The 18,654-nt window shown below is 72.5% G+C and carries 19 protein-coding genes and 1 tRNA gene; 12 read left to right on the top strand and 8 right to left on the bottom strand.

The annotated features are described in order from the left end of the window. From AOM02_RS01540 to AOM02_RS01500, 9 genes are read left to right on the top strand one after another with little or no spacing between them, the layout of a single operon-like run. On the top strand, positions 1-765 hold the full coding sequence (locus AOM02_RS01540) for an ABC transporter ATP-binding protein (RefSeq protein WP_062295918.1): 765 nt from the start codon (positions 1-3) through the stop codon (positions 763-765). Then, the gene (locus AOM02_RS01535; protein WP_062295916.1) at positions 762-1,481 is read left to right on the top strand and encodes an ABC transporter ATP-binding protein; all 720 of its coding nucleotides are present in this window, start codon (positions 762-764) and stop codon (positions 1,479-1,481) included. The genes AOM02_RS01540 and AOM02_RS01535 overlap by 4 nt, the downstream gene beginning before the upstream one ends. Then, positions 1,478-2,356 carry a branched-chain amino acid ABC transporter permease gene (locus tag AOM02_RS01530; RefSeq protein WP_062295914.1) on the top strand — a complete coding sequence of 293 codons (879 nt, stop codon included), beginning with the start codon at positions 1,478-1,480 and terminating at the stop codon, positions 2,354-2,356. The genes AOM02_RS01535 and AOM02_RS01530 overlap by 4 nt, the downstream gene beginning before the upstream one ends. Further along, positions 2,353-3,504: a branched-chain amino acid ABC transporter permease gene (locus tag AOM02_RS01525; protein ID WP_082099408.1), complete on the top strand. Its 1,152-nt coding sequence runs from the start codon at positions 2,353-2,355 to the stop codon at positions 3,502-3,504. Before AOM02_RS01530 ends, AOM02_RS01525 begins: the two co-directional genes overlap by 4 nt. Next, positions 3,501-5,051 (top strand): class I adenylate-forming enzyme family protein, encoded by a 1,551-nt coding sequence (locus tag AOM02_RS01520; RefSeq protein WP_062295912.1) that lies wholly within the window; start codon positions 3,501-3,503, stop codon positions 5,049-5,051. Before AOM02_RS01525 ends, AOM02_RS01520 begins: the two co-directional genes overlap by 4 nt. After that, positions 5,038-5,685 carry a TetR/AcrR family transcriptional regulator gene (locus AOM02_RS01515; protein WP_082100414.1) on the top strand — a complete coding sequence of 216 codons (648 nt, stop codon included), beginning with the start codon at positions 5,038-5,040 and terminating at the stop codon, positions 5,683-5,685. Before AOM02_RS01520 ends, AOM02_RS01515 begins: the two co-directional genes overlap by 14 nt. Beyond that, complete coding sequence (locus tag AOM02_RS01510) at positions 5,685-6,434, top strand: 3-hydroxybutyrate dehydrogenase (RefSeq protein ID WP_062295910.1); 750 nt, start codon at positions 5,685-5,687, stop codon at positions 6,432-6,434. The genes AOM02_RS01515 and AOM02_RS01510 overlap by 1 nt, the downstream gene beginning before the upstream one ends. Then, the gene (locus AOM02_RS01505; protein WP_062295908.1) at positions 6,431-7,336 is read left to right on the top strand and encodes an alpha/beta hydrolase; all 906 of its coding nucleotides are present in this window, start codon (positions 6,431-6,433) and stop codon (positions 7,334-7,336) included. The genes AOM02_RS01510 and AOM02_RS01505 overlap by 4 nt, the downstream gene beginning before the upstream one ends. Next, positions 7,333-8,406: an alpha/beta hydrolase gene (locus AOM02_RS01500; RefSeq protein ID WP_062295907.1), complete on the top strand. Its 1,074-nt coding sequence runs from the start codon at positions 7,333-7,335 to the stop codon at positions 8,404-8,406. The genes AOM02_RS01505 and AOM02_RS01500 overlap by 4 nt, the downstream gene beginning before the upstream one ends. 9 nt (positions 8,407-8,415) lie before the next feature. Here AOM02_RS01500 and AOM02_RS01495 read toward each other — a convergent pair whose 3' ends face one another. Both AOM02_RS01495 and AOM02_RS01490 read right to left on the bottom strand, forming a co-directional pair. Beyond that, positions 8,416-9,300, bottom strand: a complete 885-nt coding sequence (locus tag AOM02_RS01495; protein ID WP_156156027.1) for an SDR family NAD(P)-dependent oxidoreductase — start codon at positions 9,298-9,300, stop codon at positions 8,416-8,418. Then, positions 9,297-10,577, bottom strand: coding sequence for a flavin-containing monooxygenase (locus AOM02_RS01490; RefSeq protein ID WP_228373747.1), 1,281 nt, complete (start codon positions 10,575-10,577; stop codon positions 9,297-9,299). The genes AOM02_RS01495 and AOM02_RS01490 overlap by 4 nt, the downstream gene beginning before the upstream one ends. Positions 10,578-10,753: 176 nt before the next feature. On the opposite strand from AOM02_RS01490, the gene AOM02_RS01485 reads away from it, so the two are divergent. Next, positions 10,754-10,827, top strand: a tRNA-Pro gene (locus tag AOM02_RS01485). An 82-nt stretch (positions 10,828-10,909) separates the two neighbouring features. Here AOM02_RS01485 and AOM02_RS01480 read toward each other — a convergent pair. The 5 genes from AOM02_RS01480 to AOM02_RS01460 all read right to left on the bottom strand — a co-directional run bounded on the left by AOM02_RS01480 (position 10,910) and on the right by AOM02_RS01460 (position 15,857). Beyond that, entirely contained in the window at positions 10,910-12,028 is a 1,119-nt protein-coding gene (locus AOM02_RS01480) for a class I SAM-dependent methyltransferase (RefSeq protein ID WP_062295899.1), read from the bottom strand. Between the two features lie 136 nt (positions 12,029-12,164). Then, positions 12,165-13,118 carry a hypothetical protein gene (locus AOM02_RS01475; protein WP_062295897.1) on the bottom strand — a complete coding sequence of 318 codons (954 nt, stop codon included), beginning with the start codon at positions 13,116-13,118 and terminating at the stop codon, positions 12,165-12,167. 98 nt (positions 13,119-13,216) lie between these two features. Beyond that, positions 13,217-13,411 carry a putative acetyltransferase gene (locus tag AOM02_RS01470; RefSeq protein ID WP_062295895.1) on the bottom strand — a complete coding sequence of 65 codons (195 nt, stop codon included), beginning with the start codon at positions 13,409-13,411 and terminating at the stop codon, positions 13,217-13,219. A 4-nt stretch (positions 13,412-13,415) separates the two neighbouring features. Continuing rightward, entirely contained in the window at positions 13,416-14,936 is a 1,521-nt protein-coding gene (locus AOM02_RS01465; RefSeq protein ID WP_062295893.1) for an SDR family NAD(P)-dependent oxidoreductase, read from the bottom strand. Between the two features lie 75 nt (positions 14,937-15,011). Beyond that, positions 15,012-15,857, bottom strand: a complete 846-nt coding sequence (locus AOM02_RS01460) for a Sir2 family NAD-dependent protein deacetylase (protein ID WP_228373746.1) — start codon at positions 15,855-15,857, stop codon at positions 15,012-15,014. A gap of 268 nt (positions 15,858-16,125) precedes the next feature. Between AOM02_RS01460 and AOM02_RS01455 the strand changes: the two genes are divergently transcribed. Continuing rightward, the gene (locus AOM02_RS01455; RefSeq protein ID WP_062295889.1) at positions 16,126-16,335 is read left to right on the top strand and encodes a hypothetical protein; all 210 of its coding nucleotides are present in this window, start codon (positions 16,126-16,128) and stop codon (positions 16,333-16,335) included. A gap of 240 nt (positions 16,336-16,575) precedes the next feature. Further along, complete coding sequence (locus AOM02_RS01450; protein WP_062295887.1) at positions 16,576-16,935, top strand: UBP-type zinc finger domain-containing protein; 360 nt, start codon at positions 16,576-16,578, stop codon at positions 16,933-16,935. 53 nt (positions 16,936-16,988) lie between these two features. Here the strand turns inward: AOM02_RS01450 and AOM02_RS01445 are convergent, their stop codons facing one another. Beyond that, positions 16,989-18,650 carry an FAD-dependent oxidoreductase gene (locus tag AOM02_RS01445; protein ID WP_062295885.1) on the bottom strand — a complete coding sequence of 554 codons (1,662 nt, stop codon included), beginning with the start codon at positions 18,648-18,650 and terminating at the stop codon, positions 16,989-16,991. Between the last annotated feature and the right edge of the window lie 4 nt (positions 18,651-18,654).

Raw genomic sequence — 18,654 nt, 5'->3', positions numbered from 1 at the left:
ATGAGCACCGCAGTCCCGTCCGCGCTCCGTATCGAGGGCCTCGGCCTCAAGATCGGCGGCGCCACCATCCTCGACGGCATCGACCTCGACATCCCGCCCGGCTCGCTCGTCGGCGTCATCGGCCCCAACGGGGCCGGCAAGACGACGCTCTTCAACGCGATCTCCGGGGTGGTGACGCCTACGTCGGGCCGCGTGCTGATGGACGACCGTGACATCACGGGGACCTCGGTCCCCGCGAGGGCGCGGGCGGGACTCGGCCGCACGTTCCAGACCTCGAGCAACTTCCCCCGGCTGAGCGTGCTCGAGAACGTCCGGGTGGCCGCGCAGGCCTCCCGCGGCGGCAGCTACTCGCTCCTGCGCTTCCCGCGTGGGGACGATGCGGCGACGGCGGCCGCACGCGACGCCCTGGCCCAGGTGGGGCTCGAGCACCGCGCGCACGTCCCGGCCGGGGACATCTCCCACGGCGACAAGCGCAAGCTCGAGATCGCCGTGCTGCTCGCGACCGACGCGCGGCTCGTCCTCCTCGACGAGCCGATGGCGGGCGTGGGCTCGGGCGACGTCCCCGGCCTGGTCGAGCGGATCCGCGACCTGCACCGGGTCAAGGGCTGCACCGTGCTGATGGTGGAGCACCACCTCGAGGTCCTCATGGGCCTCGTCGAGAAGGTGGCGGTGCTGGTCGCAGGCCGCATCGTCGCCTTCGACACGCCGGAACGGATCATGGCCGACCCGCGGGTCCAGGCCGCCTACCTGGGGAGCGCCGCATGAGCACCATCCTCGAGGTCGAGGGCCTCCACGCCTCCATCAACGGCCAGCAGGTCGTCGAGGACGTGTCGTTCACCGTGCCCGCCACGGGCATCACGGCGGTGCTCGGCCGCAACGGCGTCGGCAAGACGTCGACCCTCCGGGCCATCCTCGGCCTCATCGACCGCGGCGGCGAGGTGCGCCTCGCGGGGGAGCGCATCGACGGCCTGCGCACTCACCGCATCGTCCGCAAGGGCGTCGGCTACGTGCCGGAAGACCGCGAGGTCTTCGGCAGCCTGACCGTCGAGGAGAACCTCCAGCTGGCGGTCCGCCAGCGCCAGCCGCGCCGCGAGCTCGTGGACGCCCTGTTCCCGGACCTCGTGCAGCGGCGCCGCCAGATGGCGGGCACGCTCTCGGGCGGCCAGCAGCAGATGGTGTCGCTGGCCCGCGCGCTCATCAACGACAACCGGCTCCTGCTGGTCGACGAGCCGACGAAGGGCCTCGCCCCGCTCATCGTCGACCAGGTCGCCGACGCGCTCGAGGAGGCGTCCGCCACCGTGCCGATCCTCCTGGTCGAGCAGAACCTCGAGGTCGTCCGTCGCCTCGCCACCGACGCGATCGTCATCAGCGGCGGCCGCGTGGTCCACACCGGCCGCGCCGCGGACATCCTCGGCGACGAAGAGCTCACGCATCGCCTCCTCGGCGTCGGCGTGGCGCCCGCGACGGGAGGCGCCCGATGAGCACCCTCGTCCTCGTCCTCCTCACCGGCATCGGCCTGGGCGCGCTGTACTTCCTGGTCGCCTCCGGCCTGAGCCTCATCTACGGCCTCATGCACGTCCTCAACTTCGCCCACGGCGCGTTCCTCACCCTCGGCGCCTTCATGGGCTTCGAGGTGGCCCGGCGCCTCGACTCCACCTCGTGGTGGGCGTTCGCGGTGTCGATCCTGGTCGGCGGGCTCGTCGGCGCGGGCGTCGCGGCCCTCACCGAGCTCGCGCTCATCCGGCCGCTGTACGAGCGACACATCGAGCAGGTGCTCGTGACCGTCGGCCTCGCGTTCGCCGCGGTCGCGCTGTACGAGGGCATCTGGGGCTCGGACCCCATCTACATCCAGGCGCCCGCGTGGATGCGGGAGACCACCGGCGTGCTCGGCGCGCAGGTGCCCAACACGTACTGGGTGCTCATGGCGGCCGCCACGGCGCTGCTGATCTCCCTGGTGGTCTTCCTGCGCTACACGCGCTTCGGCACGATCATCCGCGCCGGCGTCGAGAACCGGGCCATGGTCACCGCGCTCGGCATCGACGTCCGCACCGCGTTCCTGCTGGTCTTCGCAATCGGCGGCTCCGCCGCCGGCGTCGGCGGCGTGCTGGCCGCGCACTACACGGGCTACGTGTCCGCGCACCTCGGCTCGACGCTGCTGATCTTCGCGTTCATCGTCACCGTCATCGGCGGGCTCGGCTCGCTGCCGGGCGCGGCCATCGCGTCCGTCATGGTCGCGGTCCTGCAGCAGTTCGCCAACTACTACCTGGGCGGCACGGGCGACATCATCGTCGTCGTCGCCCTGGCGGGCGTGCTGCTCGTGCGACCGTCCGGCCTTCTCGGAAGGAGGTTCGCATGACCGCCGCCGTCGCGGCCGCGCGCCGCATCCCCGTCCCGCTCGTCGTGGGCGTGGGGCTCGTCATCCTCATGGCGTGCCTGCCGCTGCTCAACATCTCGGTGCCCGGCGTGCTGCCCACGCCCACCTACCAGCCCGGCACCCTCGCGCTGCTGTCGCTCGCGATGATCTTCGCGGCGCTGGCGCTCAGCTACAACATGCTGCTCGGCACCGCGGGCATGCTCTCGTTCGGTCACGCGCTCTACTTCGGCGCCGGCGCCTACGGCCTCGGCATCGGCCTCGAGAACCTCGGGGTGCCGCTGTGGCCCGGCGTCTTCGTCGCGCTGATCGGCGGCCTCGTCATCGCGCTCGTCACGGGTGCGGTGTCGATGCGGGTATCCGGCATCCCGTTCGCGATGGTGACGCTCGCCTTCGCGCAGGCTGGCTCCGTGCTGGTGCGACGGAACTCGTCGGTGACGGGCGGCGAGGAGGGCCTCAGCCTCAACACGGCCGGCGTGCCCGACTGGCTGGTCGGCGTGGTCAACACCCGCAACCTCTACTGGGCGACCCTCGCGGTGCTCCTCGTCGTGTACCTCGTCTCGGTCTGGGTCGACCGGTCGCGCCTGGGCCACCTCGCACGGGCGACCCGCGAGAACGAGCTCCGCGTGCGGGTGCTCGGCCTCGAGCCCTCGCGCGCCCGGCTCCTCGTGTTCGTCATCGCCGCGCTCTGCGCGTCGCTCGTCGGCGTGGCGTACATGCTGCTGCAGTCCGGCACCGTGCCCCGCTCCGTGTCGGCGGACCTCACCATCACGGTGCTCGTCATCGTGGTGCTGGGCGGCGTCGGCTACCGCTGGGGTGCGATCGTGGGCGGTGTGGTCTACACGATCCTCGACCAGCGGCTCACGGTGCTCGCCGGCTCCGACATGATTGAGTCGCTGCCGTCGGTGCTGCGGGTGCCGCTGTCCGAGCCGCTGTTCATCCTCGGCGCGCTGTTCATCCTTGTGGTGATGTTCCTGCCCGGCGGCATCGCCGGCACCGTCGACTCGTGGATGAGCCGGCGTCGGGCGGGCAGCGCGCACGGCGACGCCGAGATGTCGGACGATGCGCCGGCCGGGCGGATCGAGGGCGCCGAGCAGGTCCTGGAGACGGCGGGGCAGGAGGCGCGGTCGTGACCGCGTCGCACACCGTCGGACGCTGGCTCGTCGACCGCGCGGCGCGCTCGCCCGAGCGCATCGCGATCGACGACCGCGGCCTCACCGTCGACTACCGGACGCTGGCGGACCGCGCCGTGGCGCTCGCCGCGCGGCTGCGCGACGCCGGCTACGGCCCCGGCGACCGGATCGCGACCGTGTCCGCGAGCTCGGCCGACCACGTCACGCTGTTCTTCGGCTGCGCCCTCGCCGGCGTCGCGTTCGTCCCACTGTCGTGGCGGCTCACCGCCGCCGAGCTGGGGGAGCTCCTCGCCCGCACCCGTCCGGCGATCGTGGCGGCCGACGACGAGCACGCGACGCTCGTGGCCGAGGCCATGCAGGCCGCCGGCTGGGACGGCCAGGCGCCGCCCGTCGCGACGCTCGGCAGCGCCGGGCTCGAGGCCCGGGTGCCGGCCTCCGGCCGTGACGGCACACCCCGCGCGGTGCGCGACGGCGACGCGCTGCTGATCGTCTACACCTCCGGCTCCGAGGCCGAGCCCAAGGGCGCGATCCTCACGCACGAGGGCTGCTTCTGGAACAACCTCGCGCTGTCCGGCGCCCTGCCGCTGCATGAGGACGACGTGGTGCTCGCGATGCTGCCGCAGTTCCACGTGGCGGCGTGGAACGTGCAGCCGCTGCTCGCCTGGTGGCGCGGCGCGACCGTGGTGCTCGAGAGCACCTTCCAGCCGTCGCGCGTGCTGCGCCTCATCGCCGAGCGCGGCGTCACCTGCACGATGGGCGTGCCCACCCAGTACCGGCTGCTCGCCGACGACCCGGGCTGGGACGCCGCGGACGTGTCCTCGCTACGGCTCGCCGTGGTCGGCGGCGCGACCGCCGCCCCGGACCTGCTCGCGGCCTGGGCGGACCGCGGCGTCGCCCTGACGGCGGGCTACGGGCTCACCGAGGCCGGCCCGAACGTGCTGTGCCTCCCTGCCGCGGAGGCGGAGGCGCACGTCGGCGCCGTCGGCCGGCCCTACCCGCACGTCGAGGTGAGGCTCGTCGACCCGGACACCGGGCTCACGCTCGACGGCCCGGCGACCGGCGAGCTGCAGGTGCGCGGACCGAGCGTGTTCGCCGGCTACCTGGGCGACCCCGAGGCGACCGCCCGCGCGCTCGAGCACGGCTGGCTGCGCACCGGCGACCTCGCGGCACGCGACGCGTCCGGCGTGTACCGGGTGGTCGACCGGCTCAAGGACATCTACATCTCGGGCGGCGAGAACGTCGCGCCCGCCGAGGTGGAGCGGGCGCTCGAGCGCCACCCGCTCGTCGAGGCCGCGGCCGTGGTGGGGGCGCCCGACCCGGTGTGGGGCGAGCGCGGCGTCGCGTTCGTCGAGCCGCGGGCCGGGGCGCTGGTGTCCGAGGACGAGCTCCTCGCGCACGCACGCACCCAGCTCGCCGGCTTCAAGGTGCCGGTGCGGATCGTGCTCGTCGACGAGCTGCCCCGCACCGGGTCCCAGAAGGTCCGCCGCACGCTCTTGAGGGACCGTGCTGCGCGCGTCGCGAAGGAGGTGTCCCGTGAGCGTGGATGAGATCGAGGAGCCCACGTCGGCGGCCGGCAAGCCGCTGACCAAGCGGGGCGAGAAGACCCGCGGCCGGCTGCTCGAGGCCGCGGAGCACGTGTTCGCCGACCAGGGCTATCACGACGCGTCGATCGTCAAGATCACCGAGCGCGCCGGCATCGGCCTGGGCACGTTCTACCTCTACTTCGACTCCAAGCAGGCCATCTTCGAGGCGCTGGTGCTCGACCTCAACCGGCGCGTGCGCCACGCGATGAGCGAGGAGATGGCGGGTGCGAGCACCCGCATCGAGGCCGAGCGCGCGGGCTTCGCCGGCTTCTTCCGGTTCACCTCGGAGCACCCCGCGCTGTACCGGGTGGTGCGCGAGGCCGAGTACGTCTCGCCGGGGACGATGCGCGAGCACTATCAGCGCATCGTCGCCGGGTACGAGGACGGACTGCGCCGCGCGCAGGCCGACGGCGACGTCGACCGCGGCCTCGACCCCGAGGTCACCGCGTGGACGCTGATGGGCATCGGCGAGCTCATCGGGATGCGCTACCTGCTGTGGGAGCGCACCGACGAGGGCGCCCCGCGGCTGCCCGACGACGTGTTCGAGTCCGTGATGAGGGTGGTGCGCAACGCGCTGACCGCCGGGGAGGAAGGGTGATGGCGACCGATCTCGAGGGCCGCAAGGCACTGGTCACGGGCGGCGCGAGCGGCATCGGGCTCGCGTGCGCGCGGGAGCTGGCCGGCCGCGGCGCCCGCGTCGTGGTGGCGGACATCAACGCGGAGGCCGCGGAGGCCGCGTCCGCCGAGATCGGCGGCGAGGCCTGGCACGTCGACCTGTCCCGCACGCGGGAGCTCGACGCGCTCACGCTCGACGTCGACGTGCTCGTCAACAACGCGGGCCTGCAGCGCGTGTCGCCGATCGACGAGTTCGACCCGGACACGTTCCGTCTCCTGCACGACATCATGCTGATCGCGCCGTTCCTGCTCATCCGCGCCGCCCTGCCGCACATGTACGAGCGAGGCTGGGGGCGCATCGTGAACGTCTCGTCGGTGCACGGGCTGCGGGCGTCCGCCTACAAGTCGGCGTACGTGTCCGCCAAGCACGGGCTCGAGGGGCTGTCCAAGGTGACGGCGCTCGAGGGCGGCCCGCACGGGGTCACGAGCAACTGCATCAACCCCGCGTACGTGCGCACGCCGCTGGTGGAGAAGCAGATCGCGGATCAGGCGCGGGTGCACGGGATCCCCGAGGACGAGGTGGTCGAGCGGATCATGCTCACGGAGACCGCGGTCAAGCGCCTGGTCGAGCCCGAGGAGGTGGCGTCGCTGGTCGGCTGGCTCACGTCCGACGCGGCCGGCATGGCCACGGGTGCCTCGTACACGATCGACGGCGGCTGGACGGCGCGATGAGCGCCCCCGGCTACCGGCGCATCACGGTGCCCGTCGAGGGCGGAGACCTCGCGGTCGGCGTGTGGGAGCCCGCGGGCGAGCCTACGGGCACCGCTCTGCTCGTGCATGGCGTCACCAGCTCGCACCTCGCCTTCACGCACCTCGCGCGGCGGCTCCCCGGCATGCGGCTCATCGCGCCCGACCTGCGCGGCCGCGGCGGCAGCCACGGCGTGCGCGGGCCCGCCGGGATGGAGGCCCACGCCCGGGACCTCGTCGCGGTGCTCGACGCGTTCGGCCTCGACGAGGTGCCCGTGGTGGGCCACTCGATGGGCGCGTTCGTCGCGGTGGTGCTCGCGCATCGTGCCCCCGCGCGGGTGTCCCGCCTGGTGCTGCTGGACGGCGGCCTGCCGCTCGCGGTGCCCGAGGGGCTGTCCGCCGAGGACACCGTCGCCGCGATCCTCGGCCCGACGGCGGCGCGGCTGTCGATGCGGTTCCCCGACGTCGACGCCTACCTCGACTTCTGGCGCGGGCACCCCGCGTTCGCGCACCACTGGACCCGCGAGCTCGAGGCCTACTTCGCGTACGACCTCGTGCCCGGCGACGGCGGCCTGCGGCCGGCGACCAGCTACGCCACCACGGTCGACGACACGATCGACCTCAACACCGGGGCCGCGCTCCGGGAGGCGCTCGCGGCGCTCGACAAGCCGACGCTGCTCATGACCGCGCCGCGCGGCCTGCTCGACGAGGAGCCGGGCCTGTACGAGGAGTCCCGCCTGGAATCCATGCTCGCCGACCTGCCCGCCATCCGGCACGTGCGGGTCGACGACGTCAACCACTACACGCTGGTGATGTCACCGGAGGGCGCCGACGCCGTCGCCCCCACCGTGGCAGGCGCCTTGGCAGGGGAGAGGAGCACCGCATGACCGCCACGCAGGAGGACCGCATCGCGCCGATGGAGGGGCTCAGCTCGCGGCTCGTGACGACGCCCCGGCTCGTCGCGCACGTGATCGAGCGGGAGGCGGCGACGCCGCGGCACACCGTCGTCTTCGTGCACGGCAACGTCTCCTCGGCGCTGTTCTGGCAGCCGACGATGCTCGGCCTGCCCGCGGACGTGCGCGCGCTCGCCATCGACCTGCGCGGCTTCGGCACCTCCGAGACGCTGCCGGTGGACGCGACCCGCGGCGTGCGGGACTTCTCCGACGACGTCGCCTCGGTGCTCGACGAGCTCGGCACGGGCCCGGTGGAGCTCGTCGGCTGGTCCATGGGCGGCGGCGTCGCGATGCAGCTGCTCCTCGACCGGCCCGAGCTGGTGTCCGGGCTGACGCTCGTGGCACCCGTGTCTCCGTACGGCTTCGGCGGCACCGCCGGACCCGAGGGCCGGCTGCTGCGCGAGGACTGCGCCGGCACCGGCGGCGGCGGCGCCAACCCGGCCTTCGTCGCGGCGATCGCGGCGGGGGACCGCACCGCGGATCAGCCGGTGTCGCCCCGGTCGGTGTTCCGGACCGCCTACGTGGCGGCCGCGGCGGAGCCCGCGGTGCTCGAGGACCTGTGGGTCGAGTCGATGCTGACGACGGCTACCGGCGAGGACAACTACCCCGGGGACGCGGGTCCGGCGGAGGGCTGGCCGGGCTTCGGTCCGGGCCGGCGCGGCGTGCTCAACACCATGGCGCCGTGCTGGTTCGACGTGTCCGGGATCGCCGAGTCCGAGGCGAAGCCGCCGGTCCTGTGGGTGCGGGGCGAGCAGGACGCGATCGTCTCCGACACTTCGCTGTTCGACCTCAACCACCTGGGCGCGCTCGGCGCGATCCCGGGCTGGCCCGGCGAGGACGAGGCGCCCGCGCAGCCGATGATCGCGCAGACGCGCGCGGTGCTGGACCGCTACGTGGCGAACGGCGGCACCTACCGCGAGATCGCGTTCGACGGCTGCGGGCACTCGCCCCACCTCGAGCGTCCGGGCGCGTTCCTCGACGCGCTCGTCGAGCACCTGGGCTGAGCCGGCGGCTCAGCCGTCGACGGCCTGCTCGACGCCGTCGACGGTCGCGATGAGCCCGCGCTCGCGCAGGCCCTGCAGGTAGCGCTCCTGCCCGCGCTCGCCCTTGCCGCGGAACAGCGGCATGAGCCGGGGCAGGGCGTCCGGGACCAGCATGGCCGCGCGCACGAGCCACGACTCGCTCGTGCGCGGATACGCCTCGAGCCGGGGCCGGTCGAGCAGGCCGATCATGGTGCGCGCGACGTGCGCGGGGGACTGCGGCGGGTCCTGGAACTGGAGCGTGTTGCCGCCCTCGAGCGCCTCCTGCCGCAGCATGCGGGTGTCGGTCGCGGACGGCAGCACCGAGCTCACGGTGATGCCCTTGTCGCGCAGGTCGAGGCCGATCGACAGCATCGCGCCGCGCAGCCCGAACTTGGACGCCGTGTAGATGGGGGTCTCGCCGAGCGGGAAGATCCCGCCGAGCGAGACGGTCGTGAGGACGCGCGGGTCGTCGGACGCGCGCAGCAGCGGCACGGCCAGGCGGGTGAGCACCAGGGGAGCCGTGAGGTTGACGGCGAGCTCGCGTTCGATGCTCTCGACCGAGCGCACGTCGAATCGGTCGGCGCTCGTCATGCCGGCGTTGTTCACGAGGACGTCGATGCGGCCGTGCCGGTCGCCGATGTGCGCGAGCAGCGCCTCGACCTGCGCGCGATCGGTGAGGTCGCAGGACTCGGCGGCGTGCCGGCCCTCGTCGCCCGGGAGGGACGCGACGGCCGCGGCCGCCGCATCGTCCCGCACGTCGACCACGACGATGCGTGCGCCCCGCTCTGCGGCGAGCGCTCCGAAGGCGCTGCCGATGCCGCCCGCGCCGCCGGTGACCACGACGATGCGGTCCGTGAGGTCCATCCGCCGCCTCACGGGATGCTCCAGCCCATGCGCTTCGCGGTGCGTTCGAGGTACTTGGTGATGGCGACCCCGTCGACGTAGCCCGCGTGGCGGGGCGAGTCGACGAAGCGGATGCCGCGCGTGAGATCCGGCGTGTCCGTGGCGATGAGCGTCTCGAACTCGCGCCACCGTGCAGGGCGCGCGGTGCGGTCCTCGATGTGCTGGGCGACCATCGCCGCGAGCTGCGCCATGAGCACGTAGGCGGCGCCGTTGGTCTCGACGAAGCCGAGGCCGTATAGGCCGGCATGGCGGGAGAACGCGGTGAGGTAGAAGTCGGTCTGCGGGCCGTCGCCGACGAGTTCCGGCGCGTAGGGCACGGCGTGCTGGTAGCCGGTGGCCAGCAGGATGAGGTCGACCTCCTCCTGGGTGCCGTCCGTGAAGGTGACGGTGGTGCCCGCGGCGTCCGCGATGCCCGGGCGGGCGGTGATGTCCCCGTGGCCCAGGTGGTGCAGCAGCTGCGTGTTCATCAGCGGGTGCGTCTCGAAGACCTTGTGGTCGGGCTTCTGCAGCCCGAGGCGCGTGACGTCGCCGTTGAGCACGCGCAGCAGGGCGCCGAAGACGCGCTGCTCGAGCCACATCGGCATCGTGGGACCGCCGTCCGCGAAGACGTCGGACGGGACGCCGAAGACGTGCTTGGGGATGAAGTGGTAGCCGCGCCGGAGGCTGATGACGGCGTGGTCGGCGGAGCGGGCGGCGTCGCACGCGATGTCGGCGCCGGAGTTGCCCGCGCCCACCACCAGCACGCGGCGGCCCTCGAGCTCGCGTGCGCTGCGGTGCGTGACGGTGTGGCGGATCTCGCCGTCGAAGGTGCCGGGCAGGTCGGGGATGTTCGGGATCCACTGCACGCCCGAGGCGATGACCACGTGCGCGTGCTCGGTGGCCCGCCCGTCCGCACGGGTGACGCGGTAGCCCTCGGGGGTCGCCTCGACCCGCTCGACCGCGGTGTCGTACTCGATGCCCTCGTCGAGGTCGTTCTCTGAGGCGAAGGCGCGCAGGTAGGCGAGGATCTGCCGGTGGTCCGGGTAGTCGGGGTAGTCGTCGGGCATGGGGAACGACGGGAAGCCGGACAGCGTCTTGGAGGAGATGAAGTGCGCGGACTCGTACATGGGGGTGCCGGGGGCGTCGATGTCCCACAGCCCGCCCACGGCCGTGTGGCGCTCGAGGTGCGTGTAGGGGAGCCCGCGCTCCTTGAGCGCGTGGGCGGCGGCCAGGCCCGCGGGACCGGCGCCGATGATGGCGGTGTCGAGCACGGTTCTCCTCGTCGTTGAGCAGTACCGCGATAGTAGGGGCTGCCTGGGGTTTCGCGGGAGGGGTCGTGCGTGTCGGCGGATCCAGGGGTGACCAAGTTATCCGGGGGATTCTTTCCGCGAGTGGGCGGAAGTGGTCAGCGGCGCCGTCGGATTCCGATATAGTTATCGGGCTGTCACGGGCTGTGGCGCAGCTTGGTAGCGCACCTGACTGGGGGTCAGGGGGTCGCAGGTTCAAATCCTGTCAGCCCGACGTGTAGCAAGCGGAAAGTCCTGGTAACTCACGGGTTGCCAGGACTTTTCTTGTTGGTAGGGCACGGCCCCTCATCGCAGGCTCATCGACGCGTCGAGACGGTGACGGTGAACTTGGCGTTGCGGGCGACCTGCTCGGTGGGGCCGATCGCGCGCTCGAGCAGCGGCCGATACCTGAGTCCGGAGTTCCACACGCACCAGAGCTGACCCCCGGGGCGCAGGACCCTGGCCACGTCTCCGAACATCCGTGGCGCGATGAGGTCGGTCACGGCCGCGGCTGAGTGGAACGGCGGGTTCAACGCGATGAAGGACGCGCTGGCGGAAGGCCTGGCGCCCAGCATGTCGTCGCGCACCACCGTGACGCGGTCCTCGATGCCGTTGGCGAGCATCGTCGCGTGCGCCGACGCGACCGCGACGGACGACTGATCGCACGAGTGCACGTGCGCGCCGGGATACCGCGTCGCCATCCACGCACCGATGATCCCCGTGCCGCAGGCCAGATCGATGAGGGGATCATCCGGCGTCCCGCCGACGGGTGCGTCGGGGAGGTTCTCGAGGAGCAGCCGGGTTCCGATGTCGAGCCGCGCCCCAGCGAAGGCACCGCCGAACGCGCGCACCTCAAGACCATCGACATGAGCGGCGGCGGGAGTGGGGTCTCGGCCATCCCGGGGCGCGCGGGCGATGAGCACCCGCGACTTCTGCCGGGCATGGCTGATATCCAGCTGCCCGAAGTTCTCGCGCAGCACCGCGTTCATCGACACCGACATGTGCTTCAGGCGCCCGCCCGCGAAGACCACCACGCTCGGATCGGCATGCGCGGCGATCAGGCCGGCGATGTCGCGCAGCGCGTCGACGGTGCGGGGCAGGCGCAGCAGGACGATCCGAGCCCCGTTCACCAGCTCAGCGTCGAGAGGGACGGAGCGGAAGTGGCCGCTGAGGTCCACGCGCGAGGCATTGGCCTCGAGCGCGCGCTCGCCGGTGATCGCGTCGATGTGCGTGCGTATCCCGCTCGCGCCGGCATGGGCCGCCCCGAGGGTGAGCGCGCCGTAGGAGTCGTTGATCACCACGATGTCGCCTGGCAGGGCGGACGCGCGCCGCTCTGCGGACTCGTCCAGGATCAATCGATCCGCCGCGTCGACGGCGACCAGGTCCGGCGCCTCGACATCGGGCCAGCGCCGCAGCGCGTCGAAGATCGCGCTCACCGCATCACATCGCCGTCCTCGCACCGAGCCGCCAGGGCAAGGGCGAGCGGGCGCGTACGGATGCGCGTGGGGACGATGCGGGGGTGGGGGCCGATCACCGTGAAAGCCTAGCCGTGGACGGTCTTCGGACGCCCCGTCAGACCGCGGTGAGAATCTCCTCGCGTCGCGCGAGCAGCGCGGTGATGCCGGCAGCGTTGTCCCGCGCGTGAGCGGCGAGCTCGTCGGCCAGATCAGCGAGGCGATCGCGCAGATCGTAGGCGCGCGACCTGGCTTGCGCGATCCGATCCCTCACCATCCAGTCGCTCACGATGTTGTCGAACAGCACATCGAACACCGCCAGCGTGGTCGAGATGTCCACACCGTCGAGCGCGGATACCCCGATGTCCGCCAGCTCCACCGACAGCCGCTCGAGCGCGCGATTCACCCGTGTGAAGGCCTCCGTGGCGGCGTCGATCTTGAAGTGCTTCACCATGTCGGCCACCAACCCACCCCCGAAGAAGGTGTCGTACGTCGACCAGCCTCCCGCACTGTCCAGGCTCTCGAGTGCGCGGCCGAGCGCCTGCCGGGTGTCCTGCAGCGCGCCGACGGCCTCCGTGATCTCGCGCCGACGCGCGCCAGCGGTGCCCAGGTCCTCGGCGATAGTCGTCAGCTCCGCCGCACCGCGTCCTCCAGCCGCGCGGAGCGCGGACTCGTACTCGGCGAGCGCATCGGTGTACGCGCGGTCGACACCGCTCAACCCATCGTGCTCGCGACGCACCTTGGTGTACTCGCGATGGGCGCTGTCGAACCGTCTCTGCGCTGAGGCCACGGCCAGCGAGGCCGCGTCAGCCTCGGCCCTCTCGACGGCCAGGCGATCGGCGGTGTCTCCGCGCAGGGCCGCCCAGATTCTCGTCAGCGACAGCTGTTCGAGACGGCCCACATCCGCGCGCTCCGCCTGCAGCGTGCGCTCGAGCTCGGCCAGCTCATCCCGTCGCGTGGCGACCAGAGTCGCGGCGGTCTCAAGCTGCGCAGCGACATGCCTGCGGCGTGCGCGGTTCTCCGCTGCGACACGGACGGCCTCTGCAGGTGCCACCAGGGAGGATTCGCTCACCCCGCCAATCTGTCACACGTGCGCGGCGGAGAGCGGGACCTCGAACGCTGCGCGACCGTGGCGACGCAGGCGCGGGCGGCGATCACCCCAGCGCGCAGTCACTCGCGCGCCGGCAGCACCTCCTTCGCCGCGATGATGGTGTCGCCGACGATCCGCGCGGTGCCGCGCTTGGTCTCCACCACCACCTCCTCGGCGGTCACGCTCACGAGGTCACCGAGCGCATCGGTCGCCTGGCCGGTGGGCAGGACGTAGCGCACGACCACCCTTTGGCCCGGCGCGGGGAGGCGGATCATGCGCTCACCACTTCGACGGCGCGTAGTCCTTGAGGAACACCCCGAAGAGGTCCTCGCCCGCCTCGCCGCGCACCACGGGGTCGTAGACCCGAGCTGCGCCGTCGACCAGGTCGAGCGGTGCGTGGAAGCCCTCCTCGGCGAGCCGCACCTTGGTGGGGTGGGGACGCTCGTCGGTGATCCAGCCGGTGTCGACGCTGGTCATGAGGATCGAGTCCGTCTCGAACATCTCCCGCGCGCTGGTGCGCGTGAGCATGTTGAGCGCCGCCTTCGCCATGTTGGTGTGGGGGTGGCCGGGGCCCTTGTAGCCGCGCTCGAACACGCCCTCCATCGCGGACACGTTGACCACGTAGGAGCGGCCGGTGGACGATGCGGCGGCCGCGGCGGCCAGGGATGGGCGCAGGCGGTTGATGAGGATGAAGGGCGCGGTCGAGTTGCACAGCTGCACCTCGAGCAGCTCGAGCGGGGTGACCTCGCCGACCGCCTGCACCCACGAGTTGGTGTCGTGGGTATCGGGCACCAGCCCGCCGGCGTCGATGGCCGTGCCGTCGGCGAGCCGCTCGAGCGACGACGACCCCGGGGCGAGTGCCAGGTCGGTGAGCCGCTGCGCCTCGCGCACGCCGGTCTCCGCCGCATGCGCCGAGGCGAGGAGCGGGTGCGCCGTCGCGGAGGCCTCGATGCTCACGGGGTGCGCGTCGTGGGTGCGACCCAAGGTCAGCAGGCTCGGTCCGGAGCCCTCCTGCCAGAGGCCCGGCGCGAGCGGTGCGTTCTCGGCGTCCACGAGCGGCGCATAGGCGCCGGGGGAGCGACGCACCGTCTGCGCCGCGTTGTTGATGAGGATGTCGAGCGGTCCGTGCGCCGCGACCGAGTCCGCGAGAGCGACCACCTGGGCCGGGTCCCGGAGGTCGATGCCGACGACGGTGAGGCGCGACAGCCACTCGGGCGCATCAGGCATCGCCGCGAAGCGGCGCACCGCGTCGCGGGGGAACCGGGTGGTGAGCGTGAGGTCCGCGCCGTCACGCAGGAGACGCAGCGCGATGTGCATGCCGATCTTGGCCCGACCGCCGGTGAGCAGCGCGCGACGGCCGCGCAGATCCGCACGTGCGTGGCGCTTGGCGTGTCCTGTCTCCGCGCACGCGGGGCACAGCTGGTGGTAGAACGCGTCGACCTGCGTGTACTTCTGCTTGCAGATGTAGCAGGGGCGCGCCTTGACGTAGTCGCCGACCGTCGGCGCGGCGGCGCGCGCGGTGAGGGTCAGCCCCCGCGTCTCGTCGTCGATCCGGTCCGCCGCCCCGGTCGCGGTCGCGGCGACGATGGCGGAGTCGGCGACGTTGATGGCGTTGCGGCGCTCGCGGCGACGCGCGCGCTTGACGGACTTGATCATGCTCGCGGTCGCGTTGCGCACGGCGGTGAAGTCGGGATCGTCCTCGTCCACGTCGCTCAGCGCCGCCAGCACCCGCAGCGTGACCTCGAGGTCCGCGGGATCGATGACGTGCGGGGCGGATGCGGGGGCGGGGGTGTCGGGCACTCGGTCGATGGTACCGGCGACACCGCCCGCGTCGCCGACCGGGAGCGGCGCCGCGGCCGGGTCGTCACGGACCGTCTACATCAACGCGGACGCGAGAGCCTCGAGGGTCTCTGTGGTGCCGGCGTCGATCTTGACGTCGGCACGGCCGTCGCCCTTGGTGCCGCCGCGGTTGATGATCACGATCGGCGACCCGCGCCGATGAGCGCGCGACACGAGCCGGAGACCGGAGTTCACGGCGAGCGACGATCCCGCGACCAGGAGGGCCTCCGCATCGTCGACGACCTGTTCTGCCACGCGGGTCCGCGCGGCGGGCACGAGCTCCCCGAAGAAGACCACGTCGGGCTTGAGGATCCCTTCGCACACGGTGCAGTCGGGCACCGTGACGTCCTCCCACGACTGCGGCAGCACGTCGCCGTCGGGTCCGAGCGCGACACCATCGGGGAGCGCGAGCGCCGGGTTGTCGCGCTCGAGCCGCCTGGCGACCAGCTCGCGAGGGAAGCGGGTGCCGCACGCGAGGCACGACACGCTCCGCATGTCCCCGTGCAGCTCCACCACCGCGCGCGAGCCCGCCCGTAGGTGGAGCCCGTCCACGTTCTGGGTGACCAGGCCGGTGACCGTGCCAGCGGCCTCGAGCGCGGCGAGAGCGCGATGCCCGCGGTTCGGGCGCGTGGAGGAGAAGGACCTCCAGCCCAGGTGCGAACCGACCCAGTAACGTCGTCGCTTCGCCTCGTCGCCCGTGAACTCCTGGAACGTCATGGGCGTGCGCCGAGGGGAACCGTCGCCGCGGTAGTCGGGGATGCCGGAGTCGGTCGACACGCCCGCGCCGGTGAGGACCGCGATGCTGCGTCCCGCGAGCGCCTCGAGTGCGCGCGAGATCTGCGACGCCACGAGCTCAGAGCTCTCCGTTCCCACTGCTGCCACGTGGATCCTCCTGATGGTCCATCGCATCGTGCGCTGCTGACGATGGTCGCACGCCTGCCGCGGCGAGGCGCCACGGCGGACCGTCTCGCGGTCCTCGTGGTGCCCGGCACGACCGCACGGCGCAGTACTGCTGGCGCGGGTTCCGCCGCATCGCGCGAGTGTTCGCTCAGAGCAGAATCTGCGGCGGTTGCATCCAAACGGCCGCCTCCGTCGGAAGTACGGGGTGAAGCGGTCGCACCGGGCGACCGCCGATGGAAGGAGAAGCCCAATGAAGCGCATCATCGCCACCGGATTCATCACCGCTCTCGCCGTGGTCGGCTTCGCAGGCACCGCGAACGCCGCGCCCGCCGACGCCGCCTGCTTCGGCCAGATCCACAAGGCGGTCGACGTCGGCCCGCTGGTCCAGTCCTTCGACGACAAGGGTCAGGGCAAGAACGCGCTGGCGCGCGCCCTGGCCGCGGACGGGTTCTGCGACTGACGCGCGTTCGCGCACCCTGGACCGCTGCGGCGGCTCGGACCCTCGGGTGCGAGCCGTCGCAGCGGTGCGGGGAGACGGAGCGAGGTCCGGTGCGATGCTCTCCGGCCTCCCGTCTCGGCCCGCCGCCCAAGGAAGGACGCGACTGGCTACCCTCGTCATCAGCGGTCCGCCCGACTCTGCGCCTGCGGGGTGGGCGGCCACGTGTTCTGCCGTGGGGCGCCACTCGATGAGGAGGATGCGATGCCGACCGGAGCAGCTGATGCCTTCGACACCACCGTGCCGCCGAGCGGGCCCGGTTGCCTCGAGTGCGAGCAGACCGGTGGCTGGTGGTGGCACCTGCGGCGCTGCGCCCGGTGCGGTCATGTCGGGTGCTGCGACGGATCGCTGAGCACCCACGCCCGCCGGCACGCCGCCGCGACGGGCCACCCCGTGGTCCAGAGCTACGAGCCCGGGGAGGACTGGTGCTGGGACTACCCGGGCGAGGCCTTCCTCGAGGGGCCGCCGCTCGCCGAGCCCACGAGCCACCCGGAGGATCAGCCCGCTCCCGGGCCCGCGGATCGCGTGCCGGAGGACTGGCGGGACATCCTCGCGCGTCGATAGCCCCGACACCGTCGCCGACCCCGGCCCGCCGACCGCGCCGGGAGCGCGCCCTCCTAGACGGTCTCGAGGTACCGGTGCACCGCGCTCACCGCGACCGAGCCCTGGCCCACGGCGGACGCGACGCGTCTCACCACGTCGTGTCGCACGTCGCCCGCGGCGAAGATGCCCGGGACGCTCGACTCCATCAGCAGCGGGTCACGCTGCAGGTGCCAGCCGCGCGGGCGCCTGCCGCCCGCGATCAGGTCCTGTCCGGTCAGGACGAAGCCCGCGGCGTCGAGCTCGACGAGGTCCGCGACCAGGTCCGACCGCGCGACCGCGCCCACGAAGATGAAGATCGCGTCGGCCGGCATCGTCGTGCTCTCTCCGGCCCCACGGTCCACGAGGGTCACGGTCTCGAGACGCGCGTCGCCGGTGACGGCGCTGATCTCCGTGCTCGGTCTCACCGCGATGTTCGGCGTGCGCTCGATCTGGTCGATCAGGTACTGGGACATGCTGTGGCGGAGCGAGTGCTTGCGCACCAGGATGGTGACGCTGCGCGCGAATCTCGACAGGAACAGCGCGCCCTGCCCCGCGGAGTTCGCGCCCCCGACGACGAGCACGTCCCGGTCGCGGTAGTTCGACGCCTCCGATGTGGCCGCGCCGTAGTAGACCGATGCGCCGAGCAGCGGCTCGAGCCCGGGGACGTCGAGGGTCCGGAGGGTCACCCCGGTCGCGATCAGCAGCGCATGACAGCGAAGCTCGCTGCCGTCGTCGAGCGTGACGATGCGGTACGGCCCCTCCAGGCGCACCCCCGTGACCTCCTGCGCGACCAGCAGCTCCGCGCCGAGCCGCCTCGCCTGGGTCGCGGCGCGCCTCGCGAGGTCCGCCCCACCGATGCCCTGGGGGAATCCCAGATAGTTCTCGATGCGCGCGCTCGTCCCCGCCTGGCCCCCCGGGACCTCCCGTTCGACCACCACCGTGCGCAGTCCCTCGGAGGCTCCGTACACCGCGGCCGCGAGGCCCGCGGGGCCGGCGCCGATGACGATGAGGTCGTAGAACGGCTTGAGCGCCGGCGTCCGCAGCCCCACCTTGTCGGCCAGCACGTGCAGGTCGGGGTCCTCGAGCAGGGTCCCGTCGGGGAAGAAGAGCACGGGGACCACGCTCCGGTCCCCGGTGGACGCCTCGACGAGGGCGCGCGCCTCGTCGTCCTTCTCGATGTCGAGCCACTGGTACGGGATCTGTCCGCGCGCGAGGAACTCCTTCACCGCGTGCGAGCGAGGCGACCACAGCGTGCCCGCCACCCTGATGCCGTCGTAGGGCACCGGGACGTCCGCGGCCCAGCCGTCCAGCAGGTCGTCGAGGACGGGGTAGAGCTGCTCCTCGGGAGGATCCCACGGCTTCATCAGGTAGTAGTCGAGGGCGACCTCGTTGATGCTGGCAATCGCTGCGTTGGTGTCGGCGTACGCCGTCAGCAGCACCCGCTTCGCGTCGGGATAGAACGTGATGGCCTCGGTCAGCAGCTCCACGCCGCTCATCCCCGGCATCCGCTGGTCCACCACGAACAGGGCGACCGCGTTGCCGCGCCGCTTGAACTCCTGGACCGCCTCGAGGGCCTCCTGCCCGGACAGCGCCTTCACGATGCGGTAGTCGCCGCGGTAGCGCTCCTGGAGGTCGCGCGCGACGGCGTTCAGGACGTGCGGCTCGTCGTCGACGGCGAGGATGATCGGCTTGGCCATGGTG

It is taken from the genome of Demequina maris (assembly GCF_000971155.1).
Classification (GTDB): Bacteria; Actinomycetota; Actinomycetes; order Actinomycetales; family Demequinaceae; genus Demequina; species Demequina maris.
Note: the sequence above shows the minus strand (reverse complement) of the source record. Positions and strands in the feature narration are given on the sequence as shown.

What these genes read in the sequence shown, in the direction of transcription:
- AOM02_RS01450 (WP_062295887.1), top strand. Translation starts at nt 16,576, where the DNA reads ATGCCGACCGGAGCAGCTGATGCCTTCGACACCACCGTGCCGCCGAGC.
- AOM02_RS01530 (WP_062295914.1), top strand. Translation starts at nt 1,478, where the DNA reads ATGAGCACCCTCGTCCTCGTCCTCCTCACCGGCATCGGCCTGGGCGCG.
- AOM02_RS01445 (WP_062295885.1), bottom strand. Translation starts at nt 18,650, where the DNA reads ATGGCCAAGCCGATCATCCTCGCCGTCGACGACGAGCCGCACGTCCTG.
- AOM02_RS01535 (WP_062295916.1), top strand. Translation starts at nt 762, where the DNA reads ATGAGCACCATCCTCGAGGTCGAGGGCCTCCACGCCTCCATCAACGGC.
- AOM02_RS01455 (WP_062295889.1), top strand. Translation starts at nt 16,126, where the DNA reads ATGAAGCGCATCATCGCCACCGGATTCATCACCGCTCTCGCCGTGGTC.
- AOM02_RS01510 (WP_062295910.1), top strand. Translation starts at nt 5,685, where the DNA reads ATGGCGACCGATCTCGAGGGCCGCAAGGCACTGGTCACGGGCGGCGCG.
- AOM02_RS01505 (WP_062295908.1), top strand. Translation starts at nt 6,431, where the DNA reads ATGAGCGCCCCCGGCTACCGGCGCATCACGGTGCCCGTCGAGGGCGGA.
- AOM02_RS01470 (WP_062295895.1), bottom strand. Translation starts at nt 13,411, where the DNA reads ATGATCCGCCTCCCCGCGCCGGGCCAAAGGGTGGTCGTGCGCTACGTC.
- AOM02_RS01540 (WP_062295918.1), top strand. Translation starts at nt 1, where the DNA reads ATGAGCACCGCAGTCCCGTCCGCGCTCCGTATCGAGGGCCTCGGCCTC.
- AOM02_RS01525 (WP_082099408.1), top strand. Translation starts at nt 2,353, where the DNA reads ATGACCGCCGCCGTCGCGGCCGCGCGCCGCATCCCCGTCCCGCTCGTC.
- AOM02_RS01500 (WP_062295907.1), top strand. Translation starts at nt 7,333, where the DNA reads ATGACCGCCACGCAGGAGGACCGCATCGCGCCGATGGAGGGGCTCAGC.